The sequence below is a fragment of the Microbacterium sp. NPDC059771 genome (assembly GCF_042732495.1).
In the GTDB taxonomy this organism is placed as follows: domain Bacteria; phylum Actinomycetota; class Actinomycetes; order Actinomycetales; family Microbacteriaceae; genus Microbacterium; species Microbacterium sufflavum.
The window spans coordinates 563,360-585,669 of record NZ_JBHWHK010000002.1; the positions used below are offsets into that span (position 1 = coordinate 563,360).

The 22,310-nt window shown below is 71.9% G+C and carries 22 protein-coding genes, 1 tRNA gene and 1 other RNA gene; 20 read left to right on the forward strand and 4 right to left on the reverse strand.

Annotated features, from left to right (window positions below; all coding sequences use genetic code 11):
- The first annotated feature begins 119 nt into the window (after nucleotides 1–119).
- The 3 genes from ACFV3I_RS16605 to ACFV3I_RS16615 are packed head-to-tail and all read left to right on the forward strand — an operon-like array spanning nucleotide 120 to nucleotide 2,803.
- Nucleotides 120–1,490 carry a multidrug effflux MFS transporter gene (locus tag ACFV3I_RS16605; RefSeq protein ID WP_378802686.1) on the forward strand — a complete coding sequence of 457 codons (1,371 nt, stop codon included), beginning with the start codon at nucleotides 120–122 and terminating at the stop codon, nucleotides 1,488–1,490.
- 30 nt (nucleotides 1,491–1,520) lie between these two features.
- Nucleotides 1,521–2,165 (forward strand): phosphatase PAP2 family protein, encoded by a 645-nt coding sequence (locus tag ACFV3I_RS16610; RefSeq protein WP_206252914.1) that lies wholly within the window; start codon nucleotides 1,521–1,523, stop codon nucleotides 2,163–2,165.
- 20 nt (nucleotides 2,166–2,185) lie between these two features.
- Nucleotides 2,186–2,803 (forward strand): GNAT family N-acetyltransferase, encoded by a 618-nt coding sequence (locus ACFV3I_RS16615; RefSeq protein ID WP_205814415.1) that lies wholly within the window; start codon nucleotides 2,186–2,188, stop codon nucleotides 2,801–2,803.
- A 166-nt stretch (nucleotides 2,804–2,969) separates the two neighbouring features.
- Here the strand turns inward: ACFV3I_RS16615 and ACFV3I_RS16620 are convergent.
- A tRNA-Ser gene (locus ACFV3I_RS16620) sits at nucleotides 2,970–3,057 on the reverse strand.
- A gap of 193 nt (nucleotides 3,058–3,250) precedes the next feature.
- Here ACFV3I_RS16620 and mpaB point away from each other — a divergent pair.
- From mpaB to ACFV3I_RS16680, 12 genes are all read left to right on the forward strand, one after another.
- Nucleotides 3,251–4,282 (forward strand): daptide biosynthesis RiPP recognition protein, encoded by a 1,032-nt coding sequence (gene mpaB / locus ACFV3I_RS16625; RefSeq protein ID WP_378823681.1) that lies wholly within the window; start codon nucleotides 3,251–3,253, stop codon nucleotides 4,280–4,282.
- Complete coding sequence (gene mpaD / locus ACFV3I_RS16630; RefSeq protein WP_378823682.1) at nucleotides 4,279–5,538, forward strand: daptide-type RiPP biosynthesis aminotransferase; 1,260 nt, start codon at nucleotides 4,279–4,281, stop codon at nucleotides 5,536–5,538. Before mpaB ends, mpaD begins: the two co-directional genes overlap by 4 nt.
- Complete coding sequence (gene mpaC / locus ACFV3I_RS16635; RefSeq protein ID WP_136037036.1) at nucleotides 5,535–6,737, forward strand: daptide-type RiPP biosynthesis dehydogenase; 1,203 nt, start codon at nucleotides 5,535–5,537, stop codon at nucleotides 6,735–6,737. The genes mpaD and mpaC overlap by 4 nt, the downstream gene beginning before the upstream one ends.
- Entirely contained in the window at nucleotides 6,721–6,855 is a 135-nt protein-coding gene (gene mpaA1 / locus ACFV3I_RS16640; RefSeq protein WP_275090549.1) for an MpaA1 family daptide-type RiPP, read from the forward strand. The genes mpaC and mpaA1 overlap by 17 nt, the downstream gene beginning before the upstream one ends.
- Before the next feature lie 38 nt (nucleotides 6,856–6,893).
- Complete coding sequence (mpaA2, locus tag ACFV3I_RS16645) at nucleotides 6,894–7,019, forward strand: MpaA2 family daptide-type RiPP (protein WP_275090548.1); 126 nt, start codon at nucleotides 6,894–6,896, stop codon at nucleotides 7,017–7,019.
- Between the two features lie 36 nt (nucleotides 7,020–7,055).
- Nucleotides 7,056–7,175 (forward strand): MpaA3 family daptide-type RiPP, encoded by a 120-nt coding sequence (gene mpaA3, locus ACFV3I_RS16650; protein ID WP_308194330.1) that lies wholly within the window; start codon nucleotides 7,056–7,058, stop codon nucleotides 7,173–7,175.
- 61 nt (nucleotides 7,176–7,236) lie between these two features.
- Entirely contained in the window at nucleotides 7,237–8,064 is an 828-nt protein-coding gene (gene mpaM / locus ACFV3I_RS16655) for a daptide-type RiPP biosynthesis methyltransferase (RefSeq protein ID WP_378823685.1), read from the forward strand.
- Between the two features lie 58 nt (nucleotides 8,065–8,122).
- A complete protein-coding gene (mpaP, locus tag ACFV3I_RS16660) occupies nucleotides 8,123–9,721 on the forward strand; it encodes a daptide biosynthesis intramembrane metalloprotease (protein WP_378823687.1) in 1,599 nt (532 codons plus the stop codon).
- Nucleotides 9,722–9,728: 7 nt separating this feature from the next.
- Nucleotides 9,729–10,451 (forward strand): ATP-binding cassette domain-containing protein, encoded by a 723-nt coding sequence (locus tag ACFV3I_RS16665; protein WP_136034221.1) that lies wholly within the window; start codon nucleotides 9,729–9,731, stop codon nucleotides 10,449–10,451.
- Nucleotides 10,448–11,176 (forward strand): ABC transporter permease, encoded by a 729-nt coding sequence (locus ACFV3I_RS16670; protein WP_136037038.1) that lies wholly within the window; start codon nucleotides 10,448–10,450, stop codon nucleotides 11,174–11,176. Before ACFV3I_RS16665 ends, ACFV3I_RS16670 begins: the two co-directional genes overlap by 4 nt.
- A complete protein-coding gene (locus tag ACFV3I_RS16675; RefSeq protein WP_247637621.1) occupies nucleotides 11,173–11,907 on the forward strand; it encodes a hypothetical protein in 735 nt (244 codons plus the stop codon). Before ACFV3I_RS16670 ends, ACFV3I_RS16675 begins: the two co-directional genes overlap by 4 nt.
- A gap of 48 nt (nucleotides 11,908–11,955) precedes the next feature.
- Nucleotides 11,956–12,861 (forward strand): rhodanese-related sulfurtransferase, encoded by a 906-nt coding sequence (locus ACFV3I_RS16680; protein ID WP_378823689.1) that lies wholly within the window; start codon nucleotides 11,956–11,958, stop codon nucleotides 12,859–12,861.
- Between the two features lie 16 nt (nucleotides 12,862–12,877).
- Here the strand turns inward: ACFV3I_RS16680 and ACFV3I_RS16685 are convergent, their stop codons facing one another.
- From ACFV3I_RS16685 to ACFV3I_RS16695, 3 genes are read right to left on the reverse strand one after another with little or no spacing between them, the layout of a single operon-like run.
- Nucleotides 12,878–15,145, reverse strand: a complete 2,268-nt coding sequence (locus tag ACFV3I_RS16685; protein ID WP_378823690.1) for a transglutaminaseTgpA domain-containing protein — start codon at nucleotides 15,143–15,145, stop codon at nucleotides 12,878–12,880.
- Nucleotides 15,132–16,322, reverse strand: coding sequence for a DUF58 domain-containing protein (locus tag ACFV3I_RS16690; protein WP_206252923.1), 1,191 nt, complete (start codon nucleotides 16,320–16,322; stop codon nucleotides 15,132–15,134). The genes ACFV3I_RS16685 and ACFV3I_RS16690 overlap by 14 nt, the downstream gene beginning before the upstream one ends.
- Nucleotides 16,323–16,332: 10 nt before the next feature.
- Nucleotides 16,333–17,322, reverse strand: coding sequence for a MoxR family ATPase (locus tag ACFV3I_RS16695; protein ID WP_136028517.1), 990 nt, complete (start codon nucleotides 17,320–17,322; stop codon nucleotides 16,333–16,335).
- Between the two features lie 116 nt (nucleotides 17,323–17,438).
- On the opposite strand from ACFV3I_RS16695, the gene ffs reads away from it, so the two are divergent.
- The 5 genes from ffs to ACFV3I_RS16720 all read left to right on the forward strand — a co-directional run bounded on the left by ffs (nucleotide 17,439) and on the right by ACFV3I_RS16720 (nucleotide 22,298).
- Nucleotides 17,439–17,535: signal recognition particle sRNA small type (gene ffs / locus ACFV3I_RS16700), an RNA gene on the forward strand.
- 54 nt (nucleotides 17,536–17,589) lie between these two features.
- Nucleotides 17,590–18,201 carry a rhomboid family intramembrane serine protease gene (locus ACFV3I_RS16705; protein WP_378823692.1) on the forward strand — a complete coding sequence of 204 codons (612 nt, stop codon included), beginning with the start codon at nucleotides 17,590–17,592 and terminating at the stop codon, nucleotides 18,199–18,201.
- Nucleotides 18,198–18,893, forward strand: coding sequence for a hypothetical protein (locus ACFV3I_RS16710; RefSeq protein ID WP_247982047.1), 696 nt, complete (start codon nucleotides 18,198–18,200; stop codon nucleotides 18,891–18,893). Before ACFV3I_RS16705 ends, ACFV3I_RS16710 begins: the two co-directional genes overlap by 4 nt.
- Before the next feature lie 61 nt (nucleotides 18,894–18,954).
- A complete protein-coding gene (gene pta / locus ACFV3I_RS16715; RefSeq protein ID WP_378823693.1) occupies nucleotides 18,955–21,081 on the forward strand; it encodes a phosphate acetyltransferase in 2,127 nt (708 codons plus the stop codon).
- Nucleotides 21,078–22,298 carry an acetate/propionate family kinase gene (locus tag ACFV3I_RS16720; RefSeq protein ID WP_136037140.1) on the forward strand — a complete coding sequence of 407 codons (1,221 nt, stop codon included), beginning with the start codon at nucleotides 21,078–21,080 and terminating at the stop codon, nucleotides 22,296–22,298. Before pta ends, ACFV3I_RS16720 begins: the two co-directional genes overlap by 4 nt.
- The last annotated feature ends 12 nt before the right edge of the window (nucleotides 22,299–22,310 follow it).

The window sequence follows — 22,310 nt, forward strand, 5'->3', positions numbered from 1 at the left end:
CCCCCGGAGCGCTCCGGGGGTGCGTTTGCCGTCCCGCTGGACGAGGCGGCGACGGTAGCATGAAGGGTTCCCCTGGCCGAATCGATTCGACCACGCTCCGCCGATTCTGGAAGGACCTCGTGTCCGACGCCCCTCGCACCGACAGCACTCCGACCACCCCCGGGCCCGCGCCCGAACGCACCGCGACCGGCAGCATCCGCACCTCGTCGCCCACCGGCGCCATCCGCACGCTCGGATCGAACCCGGCCACCGCGCCGATCATGCTGCACCCGGGCGACGCGATCCCGCTCGGACGTCGCACGCTCACGATCATCCTGCTCGGAGCCCTCACGGCCCTCGGGCCGTTCACGATCGACCTCTACCTGCCCGCGTTCCCCGTGCTGGAGGAGGACTTCCAGACCACGGCCGCCGCGATCCAGCTCACCCTGACCGGCACCATGATCGGCTTCGCGCTGGGTCAGCTCATCGTCGGACCGCTCAGCGACAAGATCGGCCGCCGCACTCCGCTCATCGCCGTGACCGCGCTGCACGTGCTGGCCAGCCTCGGTGCCGCGTTCGCCCCCGACCTGCCGCTGCTCGGTGCTGCCCGGGTGCTGATGGGCATCGGCGCCGCGGCGGGCGGTGTGGTCGCGATGGCCGTGGTGCGCGACCTGTTCGGCGGGCGACGCCTGGTGGTGATGCTCTCGCGGCTCGCGCTCGTGTCCGGCGTGGCACCCGTGATCGCCCCGCTGATCGGCTCGTGGCTGCTGACGCTCATGCCCTGGCGCGGCATTTTCGGCGTGCTCGCGGCCTACGGCGTGGTGATGCTCGTGTCGACGGTGCTGTTCATCCGGGAGACCCTCCCGGTCGCGCGACGCAAGGACCCCGGTGGCGCGACCATGCGCGAGCGGTACCGGTCCGTGCTGACCGACCGGGTGTTCCTCGGGGTGCTCGTGATCGGCGGCATGACGTTCTCCGGCCTGTTCTCGTACCTGTCGGCGTCGCCGTTCCTGTTCCAGGTGACGCACGGGCTCGACCCGCAGCAGTACGGGCTGCTGTTCGCGGTGAACTCCCTCGGCGTCGTGATCGGCGTGCAGACCGCGTCGCGCCTCGCCGCGCGCTTCGGGCCGCAGTGGGTCATGGCGTACTCCACCGCGGTGCTGCTGCTCGCCGCCTCCGCCATCGTCATCACCGACCAGCTCGGCCTCGGCCTGTGGGGGACCGTGATCCCGCTGTTCGTGTTCATGACCGCCTGCGGCTTCACGTTCCCGAACGTGCAGGTGCTCGCGCTCGACCGTCACGGCAAGGCCGCAGGCACCGCCGCGTCGATCATCGGCGCGACGAACTTCGGCGTCGCGGGGCTCATCTCGCCGCTGGTGGGCTGGATCTCGCAGGACGCGGGGATCACCGCGACCACCATGGCCTCGGTCATGGTGGGCTGCGCCGCGGTGGGCATCCTCGCCCTGTGGTTCGTGGTGCGCCCGCGCACCGTCGGCATGCTGACGCCCTGAGGTCGCACGAGCATCGGTCAGAATAGGACGATGAATCGACGGATGCTGCTCTGGTGGGGCGTCGCCTGCCTGCTCCTGGCCACCGCACTGGGCGCGGTCGTCGTGCTCACCTCCCCGCAGACCTTCGGGTTCGACCGGTGGTGGAACGAGACGATCGTGCGCATCCGTGCCGACTGGATGCTCGACTTCGCCCTGGTGCTGAACTGGATCGGCGGCGGCTGGGTCGCCATCCTCGGGGTCCCGCTCCTGGCGATCCTGATCCTCCTGCTGCTGCGGCGCTGGCGAGGGGCGCTGTTCGCAGCGATCTGCTTCCTCGCGAGTGCCGGAGCGGTGCAGCTGCTGAAGAACATCTTCGGGCGCGCTCGTCCCGACGACATGCTCGTGGTGAGCGACTACGGCTCCTTCCCGTCCGGGCACACCGCGAACGCCGCGACCATCGCGGTGGTCGTCTGGGTCCTCTTCCCCCGCGTCTGGACGGCGATCGCCGGAGCGGTCTGGGTGCTGGCGATGGCGCTGTCGCGCACGTTCCTGTCGGTGCACTGGGCGACGGACACGCTCGGCGGCGCTCTCGTCGGTGCGGGTGTGGTGCTGGCGCTCGCCGCCTGGCTGCTGCCGTGGGTGCGCGCCGACGTGGCGGACCGTGCCGCCCGCGCCGATAGGCTGAGCCAGACCTGACCCGACCCGAGGAGTGCTCCGTGGCGCGTATCCGCCCCTACCGGCCCACCGACCGTGCCGCGATGTACGAGATCTGTCTCAAGACCGCCGATGCCGGCGGTGACGCCACCGGCATCCTGTCGGACGACGACCTGTGGGGCGCGCTGTTCGCCGTGCCGTACGTGGAGCGCCACCCCGACCTCGCGTGGGTCGTGGAGGGAGACGACGGCCGGGCGATCGGCTACCTCGTCGCGACCGACGACACCGATGCGTTCTACGCCTGGTTCCGCGACGTGTGGTGGCCTCCGTTCCACGAGCGCTACCCGCGCCCCGAGGCCGTGGACGGACGCGAGAGCCGCCTGATCGACTATGCCTACACGCGCGAGCCCGGCGCCGAGCCGCACGCCGCCGCGTACCCGGCCCACCTGCACATCGACCTGCTGCCCGAGACGCAGGGGCAGGGGATGGGGCGGCGCCTGGTGGAGACGCTGTTCGACGAGCTCCGCCGCCGCGGTGTGCCCGCCCTGCACCTGGGCATGGATCCGGCCAACGCGGGTGCGGCGGCGTTCTACGACCGGCTCGGCATGACCCGTCTCGCGGAGACCCCCGGCGGCATCACCTACGGCGTGCGCTTCGACGACGAGGCCGGGGCGCGCTGACGCCTCCCCATTCGACGACGAAGGCCCCCGCAACGGCGGGGGCCTTCTCGTTTCTGGCGGTGACGGCGGGACTCCGGTGCTCGCTGCGCTCACTCCTCCCCGAATCGCACGATGCTCGGGAGAAAGCCAGAAGGGCCCCCGCTGGCGCGGAGACCCTTCTGCTTTCTGGCGGTGACGGCGGGATTCGAACCCGCGGTTGCTTGCACAACACACGCTTTCCAAGCGTGCTCCTTCGGCCGCTCGGACACGTCACCAGGGAACAACCTGTCCATCCTATCCGATGCGATGTGGTGCGCGTGACCGGGCCCGGGGACGTCATCCGAAGAGGCAGATGTGTAATATTGCACCTCACCAGGGTGCTGTATAACCTCAAGTGAGGACGCGACCGACACTGGGGAGGTCGCACTCCGGGGGAATCATGCGAGCGCAAGAAAGAGGGACGCCCTGATGTCGGGCGATGAGATCATCGGTGCGCGCGCTCTGCGCGAGTGGATAACCGGTGAGCGCCATCATTACTCGCGGGTGTTCTTCGTGGACCGGGACGCCCCCGCCCACCAGGTCCTGGCGGCCGCCGAACGCCGCGACGCGGTCTTCCTGCCGGATGGGAGCGAGCCGTGCGACACCCACGCCGAGGTCATCCGCTACGGGGGCGGGTGGGACGACATCGGCGATGAGCTGTTCCTCGGCCCGCACGGCGTCGAGCGCCAGGACTACATCGCGGCGGCCTTCGTACAGATCGTGGGACCGATCGCCGTCGGATTCTCCGATGAGACGAGCTGGCGGGCATTCCTCGACGATGCGGAGCTCGCTCGACGCACCGGCGTGTTTCCCGCCGCCCTGCTCGATGCCCGCGTGCTCCTCGCGGACCGCGTCGCGCTCGCTTCTCCCGTAGCGCTGATGCGTCCGAGTGCCGTCCGCGTCCGCAGCGACGGGCGGGTCTCGGCGGGCATGCAGGGCGAGGTGGTCGGTGCGGTCACCGAGCTGCCGTCTCTTCTCGCTGCAGCGCTGCCGGGGGCCGCCCTGGTGGGCGGAGTCATGCCCCGAGACAGGGTGCTCGACGACCTCCGCACGCGGGGCTGGGTCGGGCGATACCTCACGGCACTGGAGCTGATGAGAACCCTCTCCCTCGCGAGCACCGACGCGGCGGTCGCGGGCTTCGGCTGGACGCCCTTCGACGACGGGCTCTGCGATGCCGAACCCCGGACCGCCGATCCGCTTCTCCTCGAGACGGGGAACGGGTTTCTGCTCGCGGATCTCACGACGCGGCGCCGGCAGCTGCTGTCCCCCGACACGGCCAGGGTCGTGGCGGTCACGCAGACGTCCAGCGATACGGAGAGTGCGGCCGCGCGCGTGGCGCGACAGCTCGAGGTGCCGAAGTCCCAGGCGCTCTCGCTCTGCCTCGAAGCGATCGATGCGCTCGGCGTGCACTGCGGGCGGCGAGCCGTCGACTCGTCCTCGACGACAGGAGCCGTGCGGTGAGCGCGCCGCACGCCCTCTGGACCTCGATGCTGCCGGCGGACACGACCTTCGCGCCCGACCGGGTCGCGGTCGGAGCCGCGGGTCATCGGATTGCCTTCGCGGACGGCTCGACGCGGCTCTGTGCGACGAGCGGGCTGTGGAACGTCCCGCTGGGCTTCGGCAACCCTGCCGTGGCCGAAGCCGTGAGTCGGGCGAGCCGCGACGCCTCGTATCTCTCCCTCTTCCGGGCTCCGCATCGCTACGCCGAACATGCTGCGGACGCTCTCATCGACCTCGCCGGCTCGCTCCGCTACCGCCGCGTGATCTTCTCCACCTCCGGCGGGGCGGCGAACGACGCAGCCATGAAACTCGTCCGCCAGTACTGGGCGCAGAAGGGGCGCCGGGACCGGACGATCAGCGTCGGCCTCCGCGGCAGCTATCACGGCACGATGTACGGCAGTCACGCCCTGAGCGGTGACGATCTCCTGCAGTCCGTGTACGCCGTCGACCGCCGCTCCGTGCGGCACGTGTCGGCGCACGACGACGGTGAGGAGCTGGCGACCCTGATGGCACGGGAGGGCTCGCGGGTGGCCTCGGTCGTCGTGGAACCGATCCTGGGCAGCGGCGCGCACGCGCTCTCCGACGCGTTCGTCGATCGCCTTCTCGCCCTGCGCGAGGAGTACGGCTTCCTCGTCGTCGCCGACGAGGTCGCGACGGGTTTCGGCCGCACGGGCACGATGTTCGCGACCGACACCTGGCCCGCCGCACCCGACGTGCTCATCCTGTCGAAAGCGTTGACCAACGGCGCGATGGGGGCCGCCGCACTCCTGGTGGGGCAAGAGATCGCCGTCGCATTCACAGACGGCGGATGGACGTTCGTGCACGGGGAGACGCAAGCGGGGACCCCGATGTGCGCGGCAGCGATCCTCGCCGTGATCGATGAGCTGCGTCGTATCGACGTGGAGTCGGCGACACAGGCGCTGGCGGTCGAACTGCAGAACCTGGTGCGGTCGTGGAAGACGGAGCAGCTGATCGCCGACAGCACCGGTCGCGGGTGTTTCGTCGGGCTTGCCCTTCGTGACGAGCACGGACAGGAGCTTTCCGGAGCCGCCGTCCTGCGGGTCGTCTCCGCGATCGCCGATCACGGTGTCGTCGTGCATCCGGTGCCCAGTGCGATCGAGCTGATCCCGGCGTACGGTTTCGGCGCGCCGGAGCTGCGAGAGGTCGACACCGCCGTCCGCGCCGGCCTCGCCGAGGCACGTGGGGCGCTCTCATGACCAGCGGATTCGCGGGTCGCGTTCCGACTCTCTGGCACGGACCGGGGATCGCCCGTCGGATGACGCGTCAGCTGACGGCAGGGCGTGAGGCGCTCGTCATCGCAGATCCGGCCGCGGTGCTCCCGCTTCCCACCGGACGCTCGGTGCGCACGCGGACACTCGACACCGGCCGCGCCGATGTCAGAGCGGTCGTCGCGATCGCTCGCGAGATGATGGACCGCCCGCCGGAGGTGGTGGTGGCCGTCGGAGGTGGAAGCATCCTCGACGCGGGCAAGATCGCCGCGCTCGCGCTGGCCCGGGGTCATCTCCTCGACTACGCCATCGGGCACGCGCGGCTGTCCGCGCTCACCGTCCTGCCCGACGCACTCCCGCCCGTCGACCTCGTGGCCGTGCCGACGACGCTGGGGACCTCGTCGGAGACGAACGGCGTCGGCATCCTCACGAACGAACGGGGCTCTCGACTGATCGTCGGCCGCGCCCTCCGCCCCCGCCACGCCCTGGTCGACCCGTGGAACTTCTCCACCCTCAGCCCGGGTGCGGTGCGCGAGGGAGCGCTGGAGGCGTTCTTGCGCATCGCGGGTGCGGCGACCAGCGTCCAACGAAGCCCGAGGGCCGACAGCGACGCCGTCGCTCTCGGAAGGGCCCTGCTCGAGACCGCGGCGCACGACGCCGGATCGCCCTCGGGGAGACAGCGCCTCGCGCGTCTGAGCGGAGCCACGCAGCGCAGCGCGGCGCTGCGTGGAGGCGATCCCTTCAGCGCGCGGCACTGGTATCTGGCGAACGAGGTTTCCTCTCACCTGGGCGTGCGCAAGATGGTCGCGACGGCGGCGGTCATCGGCGCGGTCTGGCGCCGAATCGGAGCGGGCGACGCTCGCTGGGGTGACCGGGAGAGTCTCGCGGACTTCTGGGCGCGTGTCGCTCACGCGGTGGCCCTTCCCCTCGACCCGGCGGACGGCATCGACGCGCTGCTCGAGCGGTGGCGGATTCCGAGTCCGCCCCGGCCGGCCGCAGCGCTCCTGCACAGCATCGCCGAGGCCGCCGAGCAGTCGTGGGGCGGGCGTCGGCCGATGCTCCACGGGCTCGACGCGGGAGACCTCCGCGCTGTGCTGGGCGACGGCAGATGGAGCCTCCGAAACGCAGCGGCGAAAGCCGGACGATCGACGAAGGAAGGAGGTGAACGAGATGGAACCACGCAGTGACACGTGCATCCGATTCGAAGAGCTGGATCCCATGGAGGCCCCGAGCTGGGACAGCTTCTACAAGGGCGTCATCGGTGCTCTGATCCTCATCGGTGCGGGCGCGGCGATGGCCACGTGATCTGACTTGACGGCGGGAGAGAGCGAAGGGAGGTGAGCATGCACGCTGCGACGCCGACGCTCGAGTTCACAGAACTCGAGGCCATGGACGCGCTCAACGACGGCGATGACTTCATGCGGGGTTTCGCCGTCGGAGTGATCATCGGGATCCTCGCTCTGACGTAGGAGACGCACTCGGACGAGTGCCCAAGGAGGTGCACAGTGCAGAAGACATCGATCGAGTTCGTGGAGCTCGAGCAACTCGACACACCGATGGAGTGGTGGGAGCACGCCAGCTACATCATCGCCATCATCGGCGGGGCGGTGGCGATCGCCACCTGACAGAAGGGTGCGGGCCGCAGGCGGGGGCCCGCGCCCGCTCACACCGGGAAGGCGAAGACGAATGGCAGATCTGATCACGGAGGCGGTGGCCGCACGGCTCCGCGCGGTCGGCGCGCACGCCGTGCCGGAGGACCTGTACGCGGCTGCGGGCAGTACCTTCTACGAACGGCTCGTCGGCTCCGATCGTGCCGAGATCCGGGAGGTGCTCGCGCTCGCGCGGAAGACCGAGGGTCCGATCCTCGACCTCGCGGCGGGAAGCGGACGGCTCACGATCCCTCTGGTGCGCTCGGGCCGGCGCGTGATCGCGCTCGACCTGTCGGCCGACATGCTGGCCCTCGTGCGGCACGTCCTCCCGGGGGAATCCGCCGTGGAGTGCGTCGTGGCGGACATGCGCGACTTCACGCTCGCGCGACGCTTCCGCCTGGTCATCCTCGGTGCCACCTCTCTCACCCTGTTGAACGGGGAAGACCGCGCTGCGCTGTACGCCGCCGTTCGGCGGCACCTCGCTCCGGGCGGTCTCTTCGCATTCACGCTGGCGGGGGCCATCGCGGAAGCGGAACTGCGCGTGACGAGGACCGAGAAGATCTGGGTCCCGGGGCCGGATGGCGCGGAGAGGTATCTGTTCAGCCAGCAGATCGAGGACGACGGCTCCGCCCGACTCGTGAACTGGCTGCGCGCGGACGATCTGGTACCGGGGGGAAGGGTGACGGTGTTCACGAGCCGCCTGCAGGTTCTCGGCCTGGATGAGATCTGCCGTGAGATCGCGGACGCCGGGTTCGAGGAACCGAACGTTTCTCCCGTACGGTCTCCGCAGGGTGCGGACATCGTGATGGTGACGACGTCCGCGGTTTCCTCCACGACGATCGCGGCTGACGATGCCGTCGCCTGAGCCGCCCCACCGGCAGCGCTTTCGCGGGACCGCCCCGCTGGGTACCGAGGACCGTCCCGTGCGCTCCGCAGACGTCTCCTTCGAACGTGTCGGGGAGGACGCGGTGTGGGTCGCGTCCGTGCACGGCGTACCGACGTCGCGGGTCTCGCGCTCCGTCGTCGATCTGCTGGAGGCGATGGACGGCGAGACACCGCTCCACGTCCTCCGCACCCGCTTCGCACCGTCCGAGTCCTCGGAGAGCTTCCTTCGACTCGTCGAGCGCTTCCGAGCGAGCGGATTGCTGGAGGGCGCAGGAAGAATCCCGCCGGGGCGGCTGTCGTATCGTGCCCCGCTCACCCTGCAGGTCGCGACCCTGCGTGCGCCCGAGCTCTTCCGACGGTTGCACCGTCTGCTCCCGTCGCTTCCCAAGAGGGTGATGCTGATCCCCGTCGTCATGGCCGGGCTCGGGGCTGTTGCCGCCCTTCTTCAGGCGGCGGATGTCGTCCGGGTCGTCGTGACACCGGTGCCGCTGGCCGCCCTCCTCGGCACCGTCATCGTGCTCGGGCTGCTCACCCTGCTCCACGAGACGGCCCACGGCCTCACACTCACCGGCTTTGGCGGCACGCCCCGTCGGGCCGGTTTCATGATCTTCTATCTCGCTCCCGCGTTCTTCGTCGATGTGACCGACGGCTGGCGTCTCCGCGACCGTGGGCAACGCGTGTCGGTCGCCCTCGCCGGACCAGCCGTGCACGTGGTGGCCGCCGGAGTCGCTCTGGTCGCCGCTCTCGCGCTCCCGCCGTCCGAGCTTCGTCAGGCCGTGCTGCTGGCGGGTGTCTCGTGCGTCCTCATCGTCCTGATCAATCTCATCCCCTTCGTGCGCTTCGACGGATACATCGCGCTCATGAGTGCTCTCGACGAGCCGAATCTGCGCGAACGCACGATCCGCGATGCCTCGGACCGCCTGGTCCGGCTCCTCTTCGGGGGTGGGCGGTCGGAGAAGCGAGTGCCGCGGTGGTGGAGCGTGCCGTTCGGTCTGGCGAGCCTGTTCACGCCGTGCGTGTTGGTGTTCCTCGCTGTTGCACGGGTGGCGAAGGCGGGTACCGCGGGCGGCCCGGTGCTCTCCGTCCTCACGCTCGCTCTGGAGGTCATCGTGGCGATCACCGGGCTGACGATCGTGCTTCGGGCGCTCGTGCGCGTGCTCCGGGCCGGAGTGTCCCGAGTCCGATTCGCGACCGTGCTCGCCGTGATGACCGGCGCTGTCGTCATCGCCGGTGCCCTGATCCCCGTGCCACGCACGGTCACGCTCGGCTTCTGGACGCATGACGGCCGGATGTCGCTCGTGCAGGCCGGAGGAGGACGCGCTTCCGGAATCCCCGACGGCACCCGCGTCGACCTGATGACCAGCGGGATCCTCGGGAGCGCGGTGATCGGCACCGGGACGGTCGTGCACCGGTCCCCGACCCCGGTGACGGTGCCGTTGGACGCGCTGGTCCCGGTGTCCGCCCCCGACGTCGCCGTCGCCGCGGTGAGTATCGGCGTCGTCGAGTTATCCCCAGACCACCCAGCCCCGCGGGGCACCGGGCAGGCGCGTGCTCATCTGGGGACGACCGATCTGTGGCACGCGCTCTGGACGGCGGGAGTGACCGAGCCGTTGTCGACTCTAATGGACGAAAGGTAGGAGAAGGATGAACAGGAAGGATCGGGCGATCGAGGTCCGAGGGCTCACCAAGAGGTATGGCCATCGGGCGGCGGTCGATGGGCTCTCATTCGGGGTGCCGCGCGGGTCGATCGTCGGGCTGCTCGGCCCGAACGGGGCGGGTAAGTCGACCACCCTCCGAGCGATCGTCGGGCTGCTGCGACCGACGGAGGGGGAGTGCCTCATCGACGGCCGCCCGTTCGCGTCGCTGGAGAACCCCGCGACGCACGTCGGAGTCCACATGGACGGGTTCGGGTTCGAGGTGGGCATCACGGGGCGACGGCATCTGGAGATCGCCCGGCTGGCGGCGGGGGCTCCGTCGCAGCGCGTGGATGAGGTGCTGGACGAGGTGGGACTCGCGCCCGACGCCCGCCGCCGCGTCAAGACCTACTCGACGGGGATGGCGCAGCGACTGGGCTTGGCGACCGCGCTCGTCGGCTCGCCGCGGACACTGATCCTGGATGAGCCGGCGAACGGGCTGGATCCGGACGGCATTCGTTGGCTTCGCGGCTTTTTACGGAGCTTCGCCGACCGTGCCGGCACGGTGCTGATCGCGAGCCATCAGCTTCCCGAGCTCGAACAGGTGGTCGATGAGGTGGTCGTGCTCAAGCGTCGCGCCCTGTTCGCGGGGCCGCTGCGGGATCTCGTCACGAGCGACGCCGAGTCGCTGGAGAGCAGGTACTTCGAATTGATCGAGGGGGTGTCGGCGTGACGTCGGTGATTCGCAGCGAGCTGCTGCGTTCGGTGAGCGGCTTCTCCGTGCTCGCGATCTTCCTGGTCGCCGTCCTGCTGCCGGTGTACGTTCTCTGCTCGGATGGCTCGCACTTCGACCTCGCGGGCCTCGAGCCCGCCGCCGCGACACTCCAGGTTCTGCAGCCCCTCGCCTGGACGGCCCTCTCGGCCGCGTTCGTGGGCGCCTACACCGTCACCCGCGAGTACTACTACGGCTCGATGGACCGGACCCTCGTCGCCGTGGGGTTCCGGCGCGCCTTCGCGGGCAAGCTCGTGGCGGGGGCGCTGGTCGCCGTCGGCACCTCTCTCGTCATCTGCGTGCTCTGGACGGCGGCCGCCGCGATCCTCCTGACACGGGAGGGGCAGTCCTTCGTCCTCGGCGACGACGCCTGGGGAATGTACGGAGGCGCGCTCGTCGGCGCCGTCCTCGGCGCTCTCCTCGGAGGTGCGATCGGCTGGATCACCCGGAACTACTACGTGACGGCGGCGATCCTCCTCGCCTATCCGCTGGCCGTGGAGTTCGCGCTGCTGCGGACGGCGCCGGAGGTCGCGAGGTACTCGCCCGGCATGGTCCTCGCCGCGATCGGAGCCCCCGCGTATCAGGGGCGGTTGCTCGACCTCCTTCCGGCGCTGGGCGTCGCGCTCGTGTGGACGGGCGGTCTGGTCGGGATCGCGTGGGCGCGAGGACGCCGGGCCGTCGCGTGATCGGTCGGGCTCTGCGTGCGCAGGCGCGCGACGTCGGCGGCGACCTCGTGCTGCTCGGTGCGGCGGTGGCGGCGCTCGTGATCTCGCTCCCGCTCGCGGCGAGCATTCCCTCAGAGCTCGCGGATGCCCCTGCCGGTGTCCGTGACACCCTCACCGCGCCGCTCCACACCGTCCTGGCGACCTCCGCGGCCGTTCTCGCGGCGGTCTACGGCTCGTTCCGGTACACGGTCGATCGGCGCGACGGCGTCATCGCGCAGCGTCTGATGCTGTTGCCGCGGTGGGCGGTCCTTCTGGTCCGGCTGCCGACGTCGGCGATCGGGGGAGCGGCCGTCGCGCTCGTCGCACTCCTCGGCGGCCACGTCGTGCTGTGGGCCACGATGGGCGGCATTCCCCTGGACGCAGCGGCGGTGGGCGCCACTCTCGCGCTCGGTGCCCTCGCCGGCCTGTGGGGAGTGGGGATCGGGATGATCGTCCAGGCCCACCTCGTCGCGCTCTTCGTCACGTCCCTGTCGCTCGGGGTCGCGACGCTCGTCGCGCTGTTCTGGAGCGCCGGGGCCGCGAGTCTTCCGCTGCTCGCGTTCCTCCAGACCCTCGGGTTCGACGTGACCGCCGTCGGGCTCTCCACGGGCGATCAGCTGTACGGCCTTCTCCCGGCCGGGCTGACGGCGGCCTGGGTGCTCGCGGCCGTCGGCGGGGGGAGCCTCGCGTTCCTGAGCCGCGACGTCACGTGACCGCCTCTGACCCCGGCCGCGGTCAGGTCGGCGACGTAGGATTCCGGGGTGGCAACCCCCAAGATCGTCCTCTTCTACGCCTTCACCCCGCTCGCCGATCCCGAGGCGATACGGGTGTGGCAGCGCGACCTCGGCGAGGCGCTGGGACTGCGGGGACGACTGCTGATCTCGAAGGACGGCATCAACGGCACCCTCGGTGGCGACCTCCCCGCACTCAAGAAGTGGGCGCGCTCGTTCCGGTCGTACGCGCCGTTCCGCGACGTCGACCTCAAGTGGAGCGAGGGCACAGGGCTGGACGAGCACGGCCGCAGCCTCGACTTCCCGAAGCTGAGCGTGAAGGTGCGCGACGAGATCGTGTCGTTCGGGGCGCCCGGCGAGTTGCGCGTGGACGAGCACGGCGTCGTCGGCGGCGGAGCGCGACTCACCCCGGAACAGCTGCAAGAGCTCGTGGCCGAGCGCGGCGAGGAGGTCGTGTTCTTCGACGGTCGCAACGCGCTCGAGGCGCAGATCGGGCGCTTCCGCGGCGCGGTCGTGCCCGCCACCGAGACCACGCGCGACTTCGTGGACCTGCTCGACTCCGGGGTCTACGACGACCTGAAGGGCAAGCCCGTCGTGACGTACTGCACGGGTGGCATCCGCTGCGAGGTGCTGTCGAGCCTGATGACGGCCCGCGGGTTCGGCGAGGTGTACCAGCTCGAGGGCGGCATCGTGCGCTACGGCGAGAAGTTCGGCGACGACGGGCTGTGGGACGGCTCGCTGTACGTGTTCGACGGCCGCGGTTCCGTCGACTTCAGCGATCACGCCCGGGTGATCGGTCGCTGCGCGGGCTGCGGCGCCGCGACCAAGCGCACCGCGAACTGCCCCGACCTCTCGTGCCGGGCGCAGTTCGTCGTGTGCGACGACTGCGACACCGTGCGCTGTGCCGCGCACCCCGCCGAGGCCGCCGCGTCCTGATCACCCGCGGGGGCGCTCAGGCCAGCAGCGCCGCATCCGCTCCGCGCGGGGCGTACAGCGACCGCGGCAGCAGTCGCGCGCGCACCCGGGTCGGGCCGTCGACGCTGTGCTGCAGGCTCGACAGCACCGCACGCAGGGGTTCCGCGAGATCGTCGGTCCCCTGTGCGCCGGGGCGGGCGTAGTTGGCGCGCTCGACCGCGGTGGTGAGGCGCTGCAGGGCTGCGGCGTCCGCGCCACGGTCGCGCGCGAGGGCGGCGGCTCGCGCACGGGGGCTGTCGGCGTCCGACACCGGCAGCGCCAGGTCGAGCAGGGTGTCGCGCAGTTCCGCCCACGCGGCGGCCGCGTCGCCTCGGGCCGCGCGACGCATCCGCATCCGCCGCTCGATGAGCCGCACGATCCCGGGGAGCAGGAGCAGCACGACCACCCCGAGCGTCACGAGCGCGACCGGGGTCGGGTCGAGGCGGCGCAGCTCTCCGGATCCCGCGGACCCGGGGTCCGCGTCACCCCGGTCGACGTCGGGGCCCTGCGTCTCCTGCGTCTGCGGCGCCGTGGTCGGCGCGGGCTCCGTGATCCCGCCGGTCGCACCGCCCTGGGCCTCGCCCGCGCGGAACGCCGTCGGGACGCCGAGCGACGCGGTGGGCTCGAACGACACCCAGCCGATGCCGGGGAACAGCACTTCGGGCCAGGAGTGCAGCTGGTCGCTCGTCACGGAGAAGATCGACTCGTCTCCGCGCTTCTCGTCGGTGAGCGAACCGGGGAGGTACCCGACCACGATCCGCACTCGCATGTCGAGGCTCTCGGCCATCAGGGCGAACGCGCCGGCGAAGTGCACGCAGTACCCGGAGCGCTCCTCCAGGAAGCGGGCGACGGCGTCGGCGCCGGTGCCGTCGAAGCCCTCCTCCACCGGCGTCTCCAGCGAGTAGTCGAACTGCGCGCGGAACCAGTTCTGCAGCGCCACGAGCCGGTCGTAGTCGGTGTCCGCGTCGGCGGTCACCTCGGCCGCGAGCTCGCCGATGATCCCGGGCAGCTCGACGTCCTCGATGTCGGGATCCGCGAGAGGCGGGGCCGCGTCGACCGCACGGATCTGCTCGAGCGTCGGCGTGACGCGCGTGGAGTTCACGGTGTAGTCGTTGCCGGCGGCGTCGGACCGACGCGAGTACAGCGTGCGGTTCTCGGGGGCCACCCGCCACGACCCGTTCAATCCCGACACGTCGGTGGCGGGGTACGGCACCGGCAGCCAGGTGCTCGACATGCGCAGGATGCGGATGGACGTGGTGGCGTCCTCGGTCGCGACGCCCTCGCTCCACTCCGGCTCCCCGAAGCCGTCCGCCTGCGACTGCAGGTCGCCGCGGTCGGGCTGCCACACACGGCCGTCGAAGCGGGACAGCGTGGTCAGGCGCAGATAGGGCGCGGTGGCGGCGTCGGTGGCGAGGGTGAGCACCTCGACCGGGTTGGGCTGGCGCAGGTCGTCGCCGAGGCGCAGCGACGCGTCGACGGTCACGCCGACGCCGGTGCCGGCCATGGTGGGGGCGACGGGCAGCGCGGGCGTCACCACGAGCGCGGAGACGACGGCGGCCGCGCCGACCCCGACGGCGACCGACAGCGGGCTCCGGCGCGGAGAGGAGCCGTCGCGCTGCGCGGTGACCCGGAACAGCAGCAGCGCCGTGAGCGCGAGGGCCACGAACCAGGCGACGTTCGGGTCGCCGAAGGTCACGATCATCGGCACGGCGCCGATCACGCCGATCAGCACGGTGGCGAGCACGGCCGAGCGTTGGGCGACCAGGTGGTCGAGCAGGATCGCCACCACGGCGAAGCCCGCACCGAGGGCACCCGCCAGTGCGGGGGAGGCGTCGAGCGGCGCCGAGCCGAACACGATCTGCTCCCATGCGGCCGCCCCCAGGCCCTGGAACACCGCGAGGGTCGTCGCGGTGGGAACGACCCCCAGGATCGCGGTGTCGCCCGCGAGCAGCAGCGTGAGCACGGCGACCGCGACCGCGACCTGGGCGAGCAGCGCGCCGAGGTCGCCCAGTCCCGCGCGCCGGCGGCGGAGGAGGTGACGGGCGAGCATCCCGGTGCCCACCACGGCCACCACGATCAGCACGACCGTGAACGACCAGGCCCCCGGCGTGATCACCGAGGTGAACGGCCACAGGGCAACGAGCGCTCCGACCGCGGCGAGCACGCCCGTGGCGACGACGCGATCCGGTTCGTCGCGGTCGCGGTGCCACCGCGGCACGGTGCGCGGCGGCGGGGTCGCGGCGCGCGGCTGCTCAGCGCGGAACATCGCCCGCTCCGCTCCGCGCGGCCAGCGCGTCGTCCCAGGCCTCGGCGACGTCGGTGCCGAGGGCGGCGACGGTCCACCCGTGCTGTCGTGCCGCGTCGGCCGCACCCGGCAGCGGCTCGGTGGCGAACAGCAGCGGGGCCGCGGCTCCCGCGGGACGCAGCAGCGCCGCGTCCTCCTCGTCGACGCGTCCGGTGACGAACACGAGCGGCCCGGGCGGGGTGCCGCCGACGAGGGCCGCGAGCTCCCGGGCCTCGCCGCGCGGGGTCACCAGGGCGAGTGCGACGAGCAGGCCGTCGCGGTCGTCCTCGTGTCCGCGGAGCGCGCCGAGCAGCGTGCCCGCGGTGTCGATCACGTCGACGCTGTAGCCCTCGGCGGCGAGGTGCAGGGCGGCCGAGGCACACAGCGACACCGCGGACTCGAAGGCCGGGTCGGCGGCGTCGCCCTGCGGGTCCCAGCGACCGGCGCTCCGGTCGAGGACGACCAGCGCGTCGGGGCTGGACTCCTCTTCCTCCTGGCGCACCATCAGCTCGCCGCGGTGGGCCGTGGCCCGCCAGTGGATCCGGCGCATGGAGTCGCCGGGGGCGTAGCCGCGGGGGGACAGGTTGTCGCTGCCCTGTCCGAGGCGGGTCGACGAGGTGTGGGCCGTCCCTCCCGCCGCCCCGATGCGCACGGCGAGCGGCGTGAGGGCGAACACCTCCGGCACCACCGTGATGGTCCGGGTGTCGCCGAACGCCTGCTCCCGCTGCGCGAGTCCGAACGGGTCGACCGTGCGGAGCATGAGGGGGCCGAGCGGCCAGACGCCGCGCCGCACCCCCGTGATGAGGTAGCTCAGCTGCGCGGTCTCGGCGGGGTACTCGCCGCTGGAATCTCCGGCGACCGCGTCGGGCAGCACGTCATGCCACAGGCCGTGCGGCACCCGCAGCGCCCGCAGCGTGAAGCGCACCGTGACCCGCGAGGCCTCCGACACCGTGAGCAGGTCGGTCGAGATCTGTCGCGCGACCGTCCCTGAGCGCCGTGGCAGCCGCACCGCCAGCGCGGAGAACAGGGTGAGGGCGGCCAGGAACACGGCCATGAAGAGGAGGATGCGCGCGCCGAGCACGTTGGCCGCGACCAGGCAGCCGAACGCCGCGACGAGCGTGCCGGTGCCCCGGCGGGTGAGGAGGCGGCGTCGTCGCATGGCGGGGGTCTCAGGAGCGGGTGGCGACCGGGACGCGCACGCGCTCGGCGATCTGCGTGAGCGCGGCCTCGATGGGCTGGGCTCCGGCGCGGTGGGCGCCGCGCGCGGGGAGCAGGCGGTGGGCGAACACGGGGAGGAGCAGCGACGTGATGTCGTCGGGGATGACGTAGTCGCGGCCGTCGAGGGCCGCCCACACCTTCGCCGCGCGGACGAGCTGGAGGGTGGCGCGGGGGCTGGCACCGAGATGCAGGCTCGGGTCGGAGCGGGTGGCCTGGGCGAGTGCGACCGCGTACTCCTCCAGGGCCGGGGCCACGTGCACGGCCCGCGCCCACGCGATGAGCTGCGCGACGGATGCGGCGTCGGCCACGGGCGTCACGGTGGCGAGCGGGTTCACCACGTCGCGCTGCCGCAGCATGAGGGCTTCCGCGCCCGGGTCGGGGTAGCCCATCGAGATGCGCATCATGAAGCGGTCGCGCTGCGCCTCGGGGAGGGCGTAGGTGCCCTCCATCTCCAGCGGGTTCTGCGTCGCCACCACGAGGAACGGGTCGGGCAGGCGGTGCGTGGAGCCGTCGACCGTGACCTGGCCCTCCTCCATGGCCTCCAGCAGCGCGGACTGCGTCTTGGGGGAGGAGCGGTTGATCTCGTCGGCGATCACGATGTGGGCGAACACGGCGCCCCGCTTGAACTCGAACTCCCGGTCGACCGGGTTGTACACCGACACGCCCGTGACGTCGCCGGGCAGCAGGTCGGGCGTGAACTGGATGCGGCGGACCGTGGCGTCGATGCTCGCGGCCAGTGCGCGGGCGAGCATCGTCTTGCCGACGCCCGGCACGTCTTCGATGAGCAGGTGGCCCTCGGCGAGCAGGCACACGAGCGCGCTGCGTACGGCGTCGGGCTTGCCGTCGATGACCTGGCTGATCGAGCCGAGAATCGCCGCCGTCTGGGCGGCGAATCGCTCGGCGTCGATCGTGACCGGGGTCAGGGGGGCGTTCTCAGGCATGCGATCCCTCTCACGTCGACGCAACGATGCGCGTGAATCGATCGTACGCTCCGCGCGGCGTGCGGGACCATGCCCGCGTGGGTTCGTCGCCCCGCCGCTGGTCGGGTAGAGTGGACGACGGCTCTCCGCGTGGCGGCATCCAGGCCAATTCCCCCAGGGCGGAAACGCAGCAAGGGTAACCGGGCTCTGCTGGGTGCGCGGAGGGTCTTTTCTTTTGCCGGGCACGGTACACAGGCGTTCGTCGGACGGGCCTGCGACAATCGAGCGGTGACCGTCCCCCCTCCTTCGCGGCCGCCGCATCCGCTCGCCCGCTTCGCCTCGCCGGTGCTGCTGCTGGCGGTGATGTGGCTCGTGCAGTTCGCCGATGCCGTGCTGCCCGGATCGTTCACGGGCTTCGGTCTGCGGTCGTGGGACCTGTCGGGGCTCAGCGGCATCGTCCTCGCCCCGCTGCTGCACGCGAGCTTGGCGCACCTCATCGCCAACTCTGTGCCGTTCCTCGTGCTCGGCTGCCTGGTCGCGGTCGAGGGGGCGCGACGCTTCTGGGCCGTCACCGTGATCGTCGCGGTCATCGGCGGGGTCGGCACCTGGCTCGTGAACGCTCCAGGCACGCTCACGGTGGGCGCCTCGGGCCTGGTGTTCGGCTACTTCGGCTACGTCGTGATGCGCGTGTTCGCGCCGGGGCGCGTCGCCCATCGCATCCTCTACGCCGTGATCGCCGTGGTCGTGATCGGCGTCTACGGCGGCACGATGCTCGCGGGCGTGATCGGCGTGGCCGACGGCGTCTCGTGGCAGGGGCACCTGTTCGGCGCGATCGGCGGCGGCGTCGCGGCGCTCATCGGGCGGCGCTCCCATCCGGCGGCGGGAGCCGTGCGCCCGTGACCGCGTCCCGCGCGAGGCCGCGGGCGGGCAAGCCCGCCGCCCGGCGGAGGCCCGCGGCGAAGAGGTCTCCGGCGGCTCGGCGTCGTGCGGCCGCGCGGCGCCGGACGGCATCCCGTGCGCGCTGGCGCACGCGCGGCCGGCGTCTGCTCGTGTCCGCCGGCGTGGTGGCGGTGGTCGCAGGGCTCCTGGTGCTCATCCCGCTCGGCCTGGCCCGCGACCCCGCGCCGGTCTGCATCGACCGCCCGGAGACCTTCCCCGCGGCGGGCATCCAGGGGTGGCGCGGCGAACAGCTGGAGAACGCGGCGACCATCATCCGCACGGCCTCCGCGCTCGGCTTCGGGCGCGACGGGCAGATCCTCGGCGTGATGACCGCGATGGGGGAGAGCAGCCTGCGCGCGATCGACTACGGCGACTGGGAGACCCGCGGCTGGACCAACCCCGACGGCTCGCGCACCACGAGCATCGGCCTGTTCCAGCAGCAGGACTGGTGGGGCAGCGTCGAGCAGCGGATGGACCCCGCGGCCTCGGCCACGCTGTTCTACGAGCGTCTCGGGCGGCTTCCGGAGTGGCAGTCGATGCCGGCGTCGCACGCGATCCACCGCGTGCAGATCAACACCGACCGCGAGTACTACGCCCGCTACCAGGAGGATGCGACGGCCGTGGTCGACGCTCTGTCCGGACCGTGCGAGTGACGGCGCGTTAGTCACGGCACCGTCCGGGCGCGTCCGACGGCGCCCCGCCTAAGCTGGGGGCGTGGCGCGGAGCATCTACATCACCTCGGCCGAAGGCCATACCGGGAAGTCGACGATCGCCCTCGGGGCGCTCGACGCCCTGATGCGCGTCTCCCCGCGCGTCGGCGTCTTCCGACCCATCGCGCGGTCGGTCGCCGAGCGCGACGAGATCCTCGAGCTGCTGCTCGCGCACGACGGCGTGCAGCTCGACTACGACGACTGCATCGGCGTGACCTACGACGACGTGCGCGCCGACCCCGAGGCCGCGCTGGCGACCATCGTCGCGCGGTTCAAGGCGGTCGAGGCGCAGTGCGACGCGGTCGTGATCGTCGGCAGCGACTACACCGACGTCGCGAGCCCCGCGGAGCTCGGGTTCAACGCGCGCATCGCCGCGAACCTCGCCGCGCCCGTGCTGCTCGTGCTGAGCGGCCGCGACCAGCAGCGTCAGGCCGAGCAGCTGGGCACCACCACCGCCCGCACGCCGGCCGCCGTGGGGCAGATCGCCGCTCTCGCGCTGTCCGAGCTCGCCGCGGAACGGGCGGAGCTGTTCGCCGTGGCGGTCAACCGCGCCGACCCCGAGGCGCTGGAGCCGATCGTCGCCGCCGTTCGCGCCGTGCTTCCGGCCGACCGCACCCCGGTGTGGGCGATCCCGGAGGACCGCGCCCTCGTCGCACCGTCCATCCGCGGCATCCTCGCCGCGATCGACGGCACGCTGCTCGCGGGCGACGAGGAGCGCCTGACCGCGGTCGCCCTGTCGATCGTCGTCGCCGGCATGTCGATGGTGAACGTGCTGCCGCGGATCACGGAGGAGGCCGTGGTCGTGATCCCCGCCGACCGCACGGAGGTCCTCCTGGCCGCCCTGCTCGCCGACTCCTCCGGGACCTTCCCGCGCATCGCCGGCATCGTGCTCAACGGGCCGTTCCCGCTGCCCGCGCCCATCCTGCAGCTTCTCGACGGGTTCGCGTCGTCCGTGCCGATCATCACGACCGACCTGGGCACCTACGACACGGCGGTGCGGGTGATGGGGACGCGCGGACGGATCACGGCCGATGCCCGCGGGCGCTACGAGCGGGCGCTCGGTCTCTTCCAGGCGCACGTCGACATCGCCGAGCTGACCGAGCAGCTCGGGCTCGCCGAGGCCCACGTGGTCACGCCGCTGATGTTCCAGTACGGCCTGATGGAGCGGGCGCGGGCCGACCGTCGCCGGATCGTGCTGCCGGAGGGCGACGACGACCGCATCCTCCGCGCGGCCGCGACGCTGCTCGCGCGAGACGTGGCCGACCTCACGATCCTGGGCGACGAGGCCGCCATCCGCGCGCGGGCCTCCGAGCTCGGCGTCGACATCGCCGACGCGCAGATCCTCAGCCCCACCGACCCCGAGCTGGTGCAGCGGTTCGCGGAGGAGTACGCCCGGTTGCGCGCGCACAAGGGCATCACGCTGGAGCGGGCGGCCGACACGGTCACCGACGTGTCGTACTTCGGCACCATGATGGTGCACCTGGGTCTCGCCGACGGCATGGTGTCGGGGGCTGCGCACACGACAGCCCATACGATCCGCCCGTCGTTCGAGATCATCAAGACCAAGCCGGGGGTCGAGGTCGTGTCCAGCGTGTTCCTGATGGCGCTCGCCGACCGCGTCCTGGTGTACGGCGACTGTGCCGTGATCCCCGACCCCACGGCGGAGCAGCTGGCCGACATCGCGATCTCGTCGGCGACGACGGCGCGGCAGTTCGGGATCGACCCGCGCGTCGCGATGCTGTCGTACTCCACGGGGGAGTCCGGCAGCGGCGCCGACGTCGACAAGGTGCGCCAGGCCACGGCGCTCGTGCGGGAGCGCGCGCCGGAGCTGCCCGTGGAGGGCCCGATCCAGTACGACGCCGCCGCCGACGCCGCGGTCGCCAAGGCCAAGCTGCCCGACTCCGCGGTGGCCGGCCGCGCGACGGTCTTCGTGTTCCCCGACCTCAACACGGGCAACAACACCTACAAGGCCGTGCAGCGGTCGGCGGGAGCGGTCGCGATCGGTCCGGTGCTGCAGGGTCTCAACCGACCGATCAACGACCTGTCGCGCGGGGCGCTCGTGGACGACATCGTCAACACGGTCGCGATCACCGCCATCCAGGCGCAGAGCGCAGAGGGGGAGCGGGCGTGAGCGCGATCCTGGTGATCAACAGCGGATCCTCCTCGCTGAAGTACAGCCTGATCGACGTCGAGCGGGAGGACGAGCTCGCGAGCGGGCTGATCGAGCGCATCGGCCAGGAGTCGAGCCCGGTGTCCCACACCGTCCGCCCGGTCGTGGCCGCCGACGCGGTGCCGACCATGCTCGATGCGACGTACCGCGAGGAGCGGCCGATCCCCGACCACGCGGCCGCGTTCGAGGTGATGCGCGAGCAGTTCGCGGCGCACGGGCCCTCCCTCGACGCGCACCCGCCGGTCGCCGTCGGGCATCGGGTGGTGCACGGCGGGGCACGCTTCTACGCCCCCACGCTGATCGACGCCGACGTGGAGCGGCAGATCGGCGAGCTGGCCGTCCTCGCCCCGCTGCACAACCCCGCGAACCTCGCCGGGATCCGGGCCGCGCGTGCGGTGTTCGACGCCGTCCCGCACGTGGCGGTGTTCGACACGGCCTTCCACCAGACGCTTCCGCCCGCGGCCTACACCTACGCGATCGACGCGCAGCTCGCCGCCGAGCACCGGGTGCGCCGTTACGGGTTCCACGGCACGAGCCACCAGTACGTGAGCGAGGCCGCGGCCCGCTTCCTCGACCGACCGCTGGGCGAGCTGCGCCAGCTGGTGTTCCACCTCGGCAACGGGGCCTCGGTCACCGCGATCGACGGCGGTCGCTCGGTCGAGACGTCGATGGGGCTCACGCCGCTGGAGGGGCTCGTCATGGGCACGCGGTCGGGCGACCTCGACCCCGCGGCACTCGTGCATCTGTCGCGGCGCGCGGGGTACACGATCGACGACCTCGACACGCTGCTGAACACCCGCAGCGGACTCGCGGGGCTGGCGGGGCGCAGCGACATGCGCGACATCCTCGCCGGGGTCGCGGAGGGCGACGAGGCGGCGGTGCTGGCCTTCGACGTATACGTGCACCGGCTCCGCGCCTATGCGGGGGCGTACATCGCGCAGCTCGGCGGGGTCGACGTGATCTCCTTCACGGCGGGCGTCGGCGAGAACGCGGCCCCGGTGCGGGCGGCGGCCCTGGCGACCCTGGGCTTCGCGGGCGTCGAGCTCGACCAGGAGCGCAACACCGCCAGAGAGCGCGGGATCCGGGTGATCTCGACCGACGCGTCGCGCGTGACGGTGCTGGTGGTGCCGACCGACGAGGAGCTCCAGATCGCCAGGCAGACGGCCGAGCTGCTCTGATCGCGGCTGCGG

Excerpts from the sequence above, each read along its gene's own strand:
- ACFV3I_RS16695 (WP_136028517.1), bottom strand. The coding sequence starts at position 17,322 with ATGCCTGAGAACGCCCCCCTGACCCCGGTCACGATCGACGCCGAGCGA.
- ACFV3I_RS16665 (WP_136034221.1), top strand. The coding sequence starts at position 9,729 with ATGAACAGGAAGGATCGGGCGATCGAGGTCCGAGGGCTCACCAAGAGG.
- mpaC (WP_136037036.1), top strand. The coding sequence starts at position 5,535 with ATGACCAGCGGATTCGCGGGTCGCGTTCCGACTCTCTGGCACGGACCG.
- ACFV3I_RS16690 (WP_206252923.1), bottom strand. The coding sequence starts at position 16,322 with ATGCGACGACGCCGCCTCCTCACCCGCCGGGGCACCGGCACGCTCGTC.
- mpaA2 (WP_275090548.1), top strand. The coding sequence starts at position 6,894 with ATGCACGCTGCGACGCCGACGCTCGAGTTCACAGAACTCGAGGCCATG.
- mpaB (WP_378823681.1), top strand. The coding sequence starts at position 3,251 with ATGTCGGGCGATGAGATCATCGGTGCGCGCGCTCTGCGCGAGTGGATA.
- mpaM (WP_378823685.1), top strand. The coding sequence starts at position 7,237 with ATGGCAGATCTGATCACGGAGGCGGTGGCCGCACGGCTCCGCGCGGTC.
- mpaA1 (WP_275090549.1), top strand. The coding sequence starts at position 6,721 with ATGGAACCACGCAGTGACACGTGCATCCGATTCGAAGAGCTGGATCCC.
- ACFV3I_RS16685 (WP_378823690.1), bottom strand. The coding sequence starts at position 15,145 with ATGTTCCGCGCTGAGCAGCCGCGCGCCGCGACCCCGCCGCCGCGCACC.
- ACFV3I_RS16610 (WP_206252914.1), top strand. The coding sequence starts at position 1,521 with ATGAATCGACGGATGCTGCTCTGGTGGGGCGTCGCCTGCCTGCTCCTG.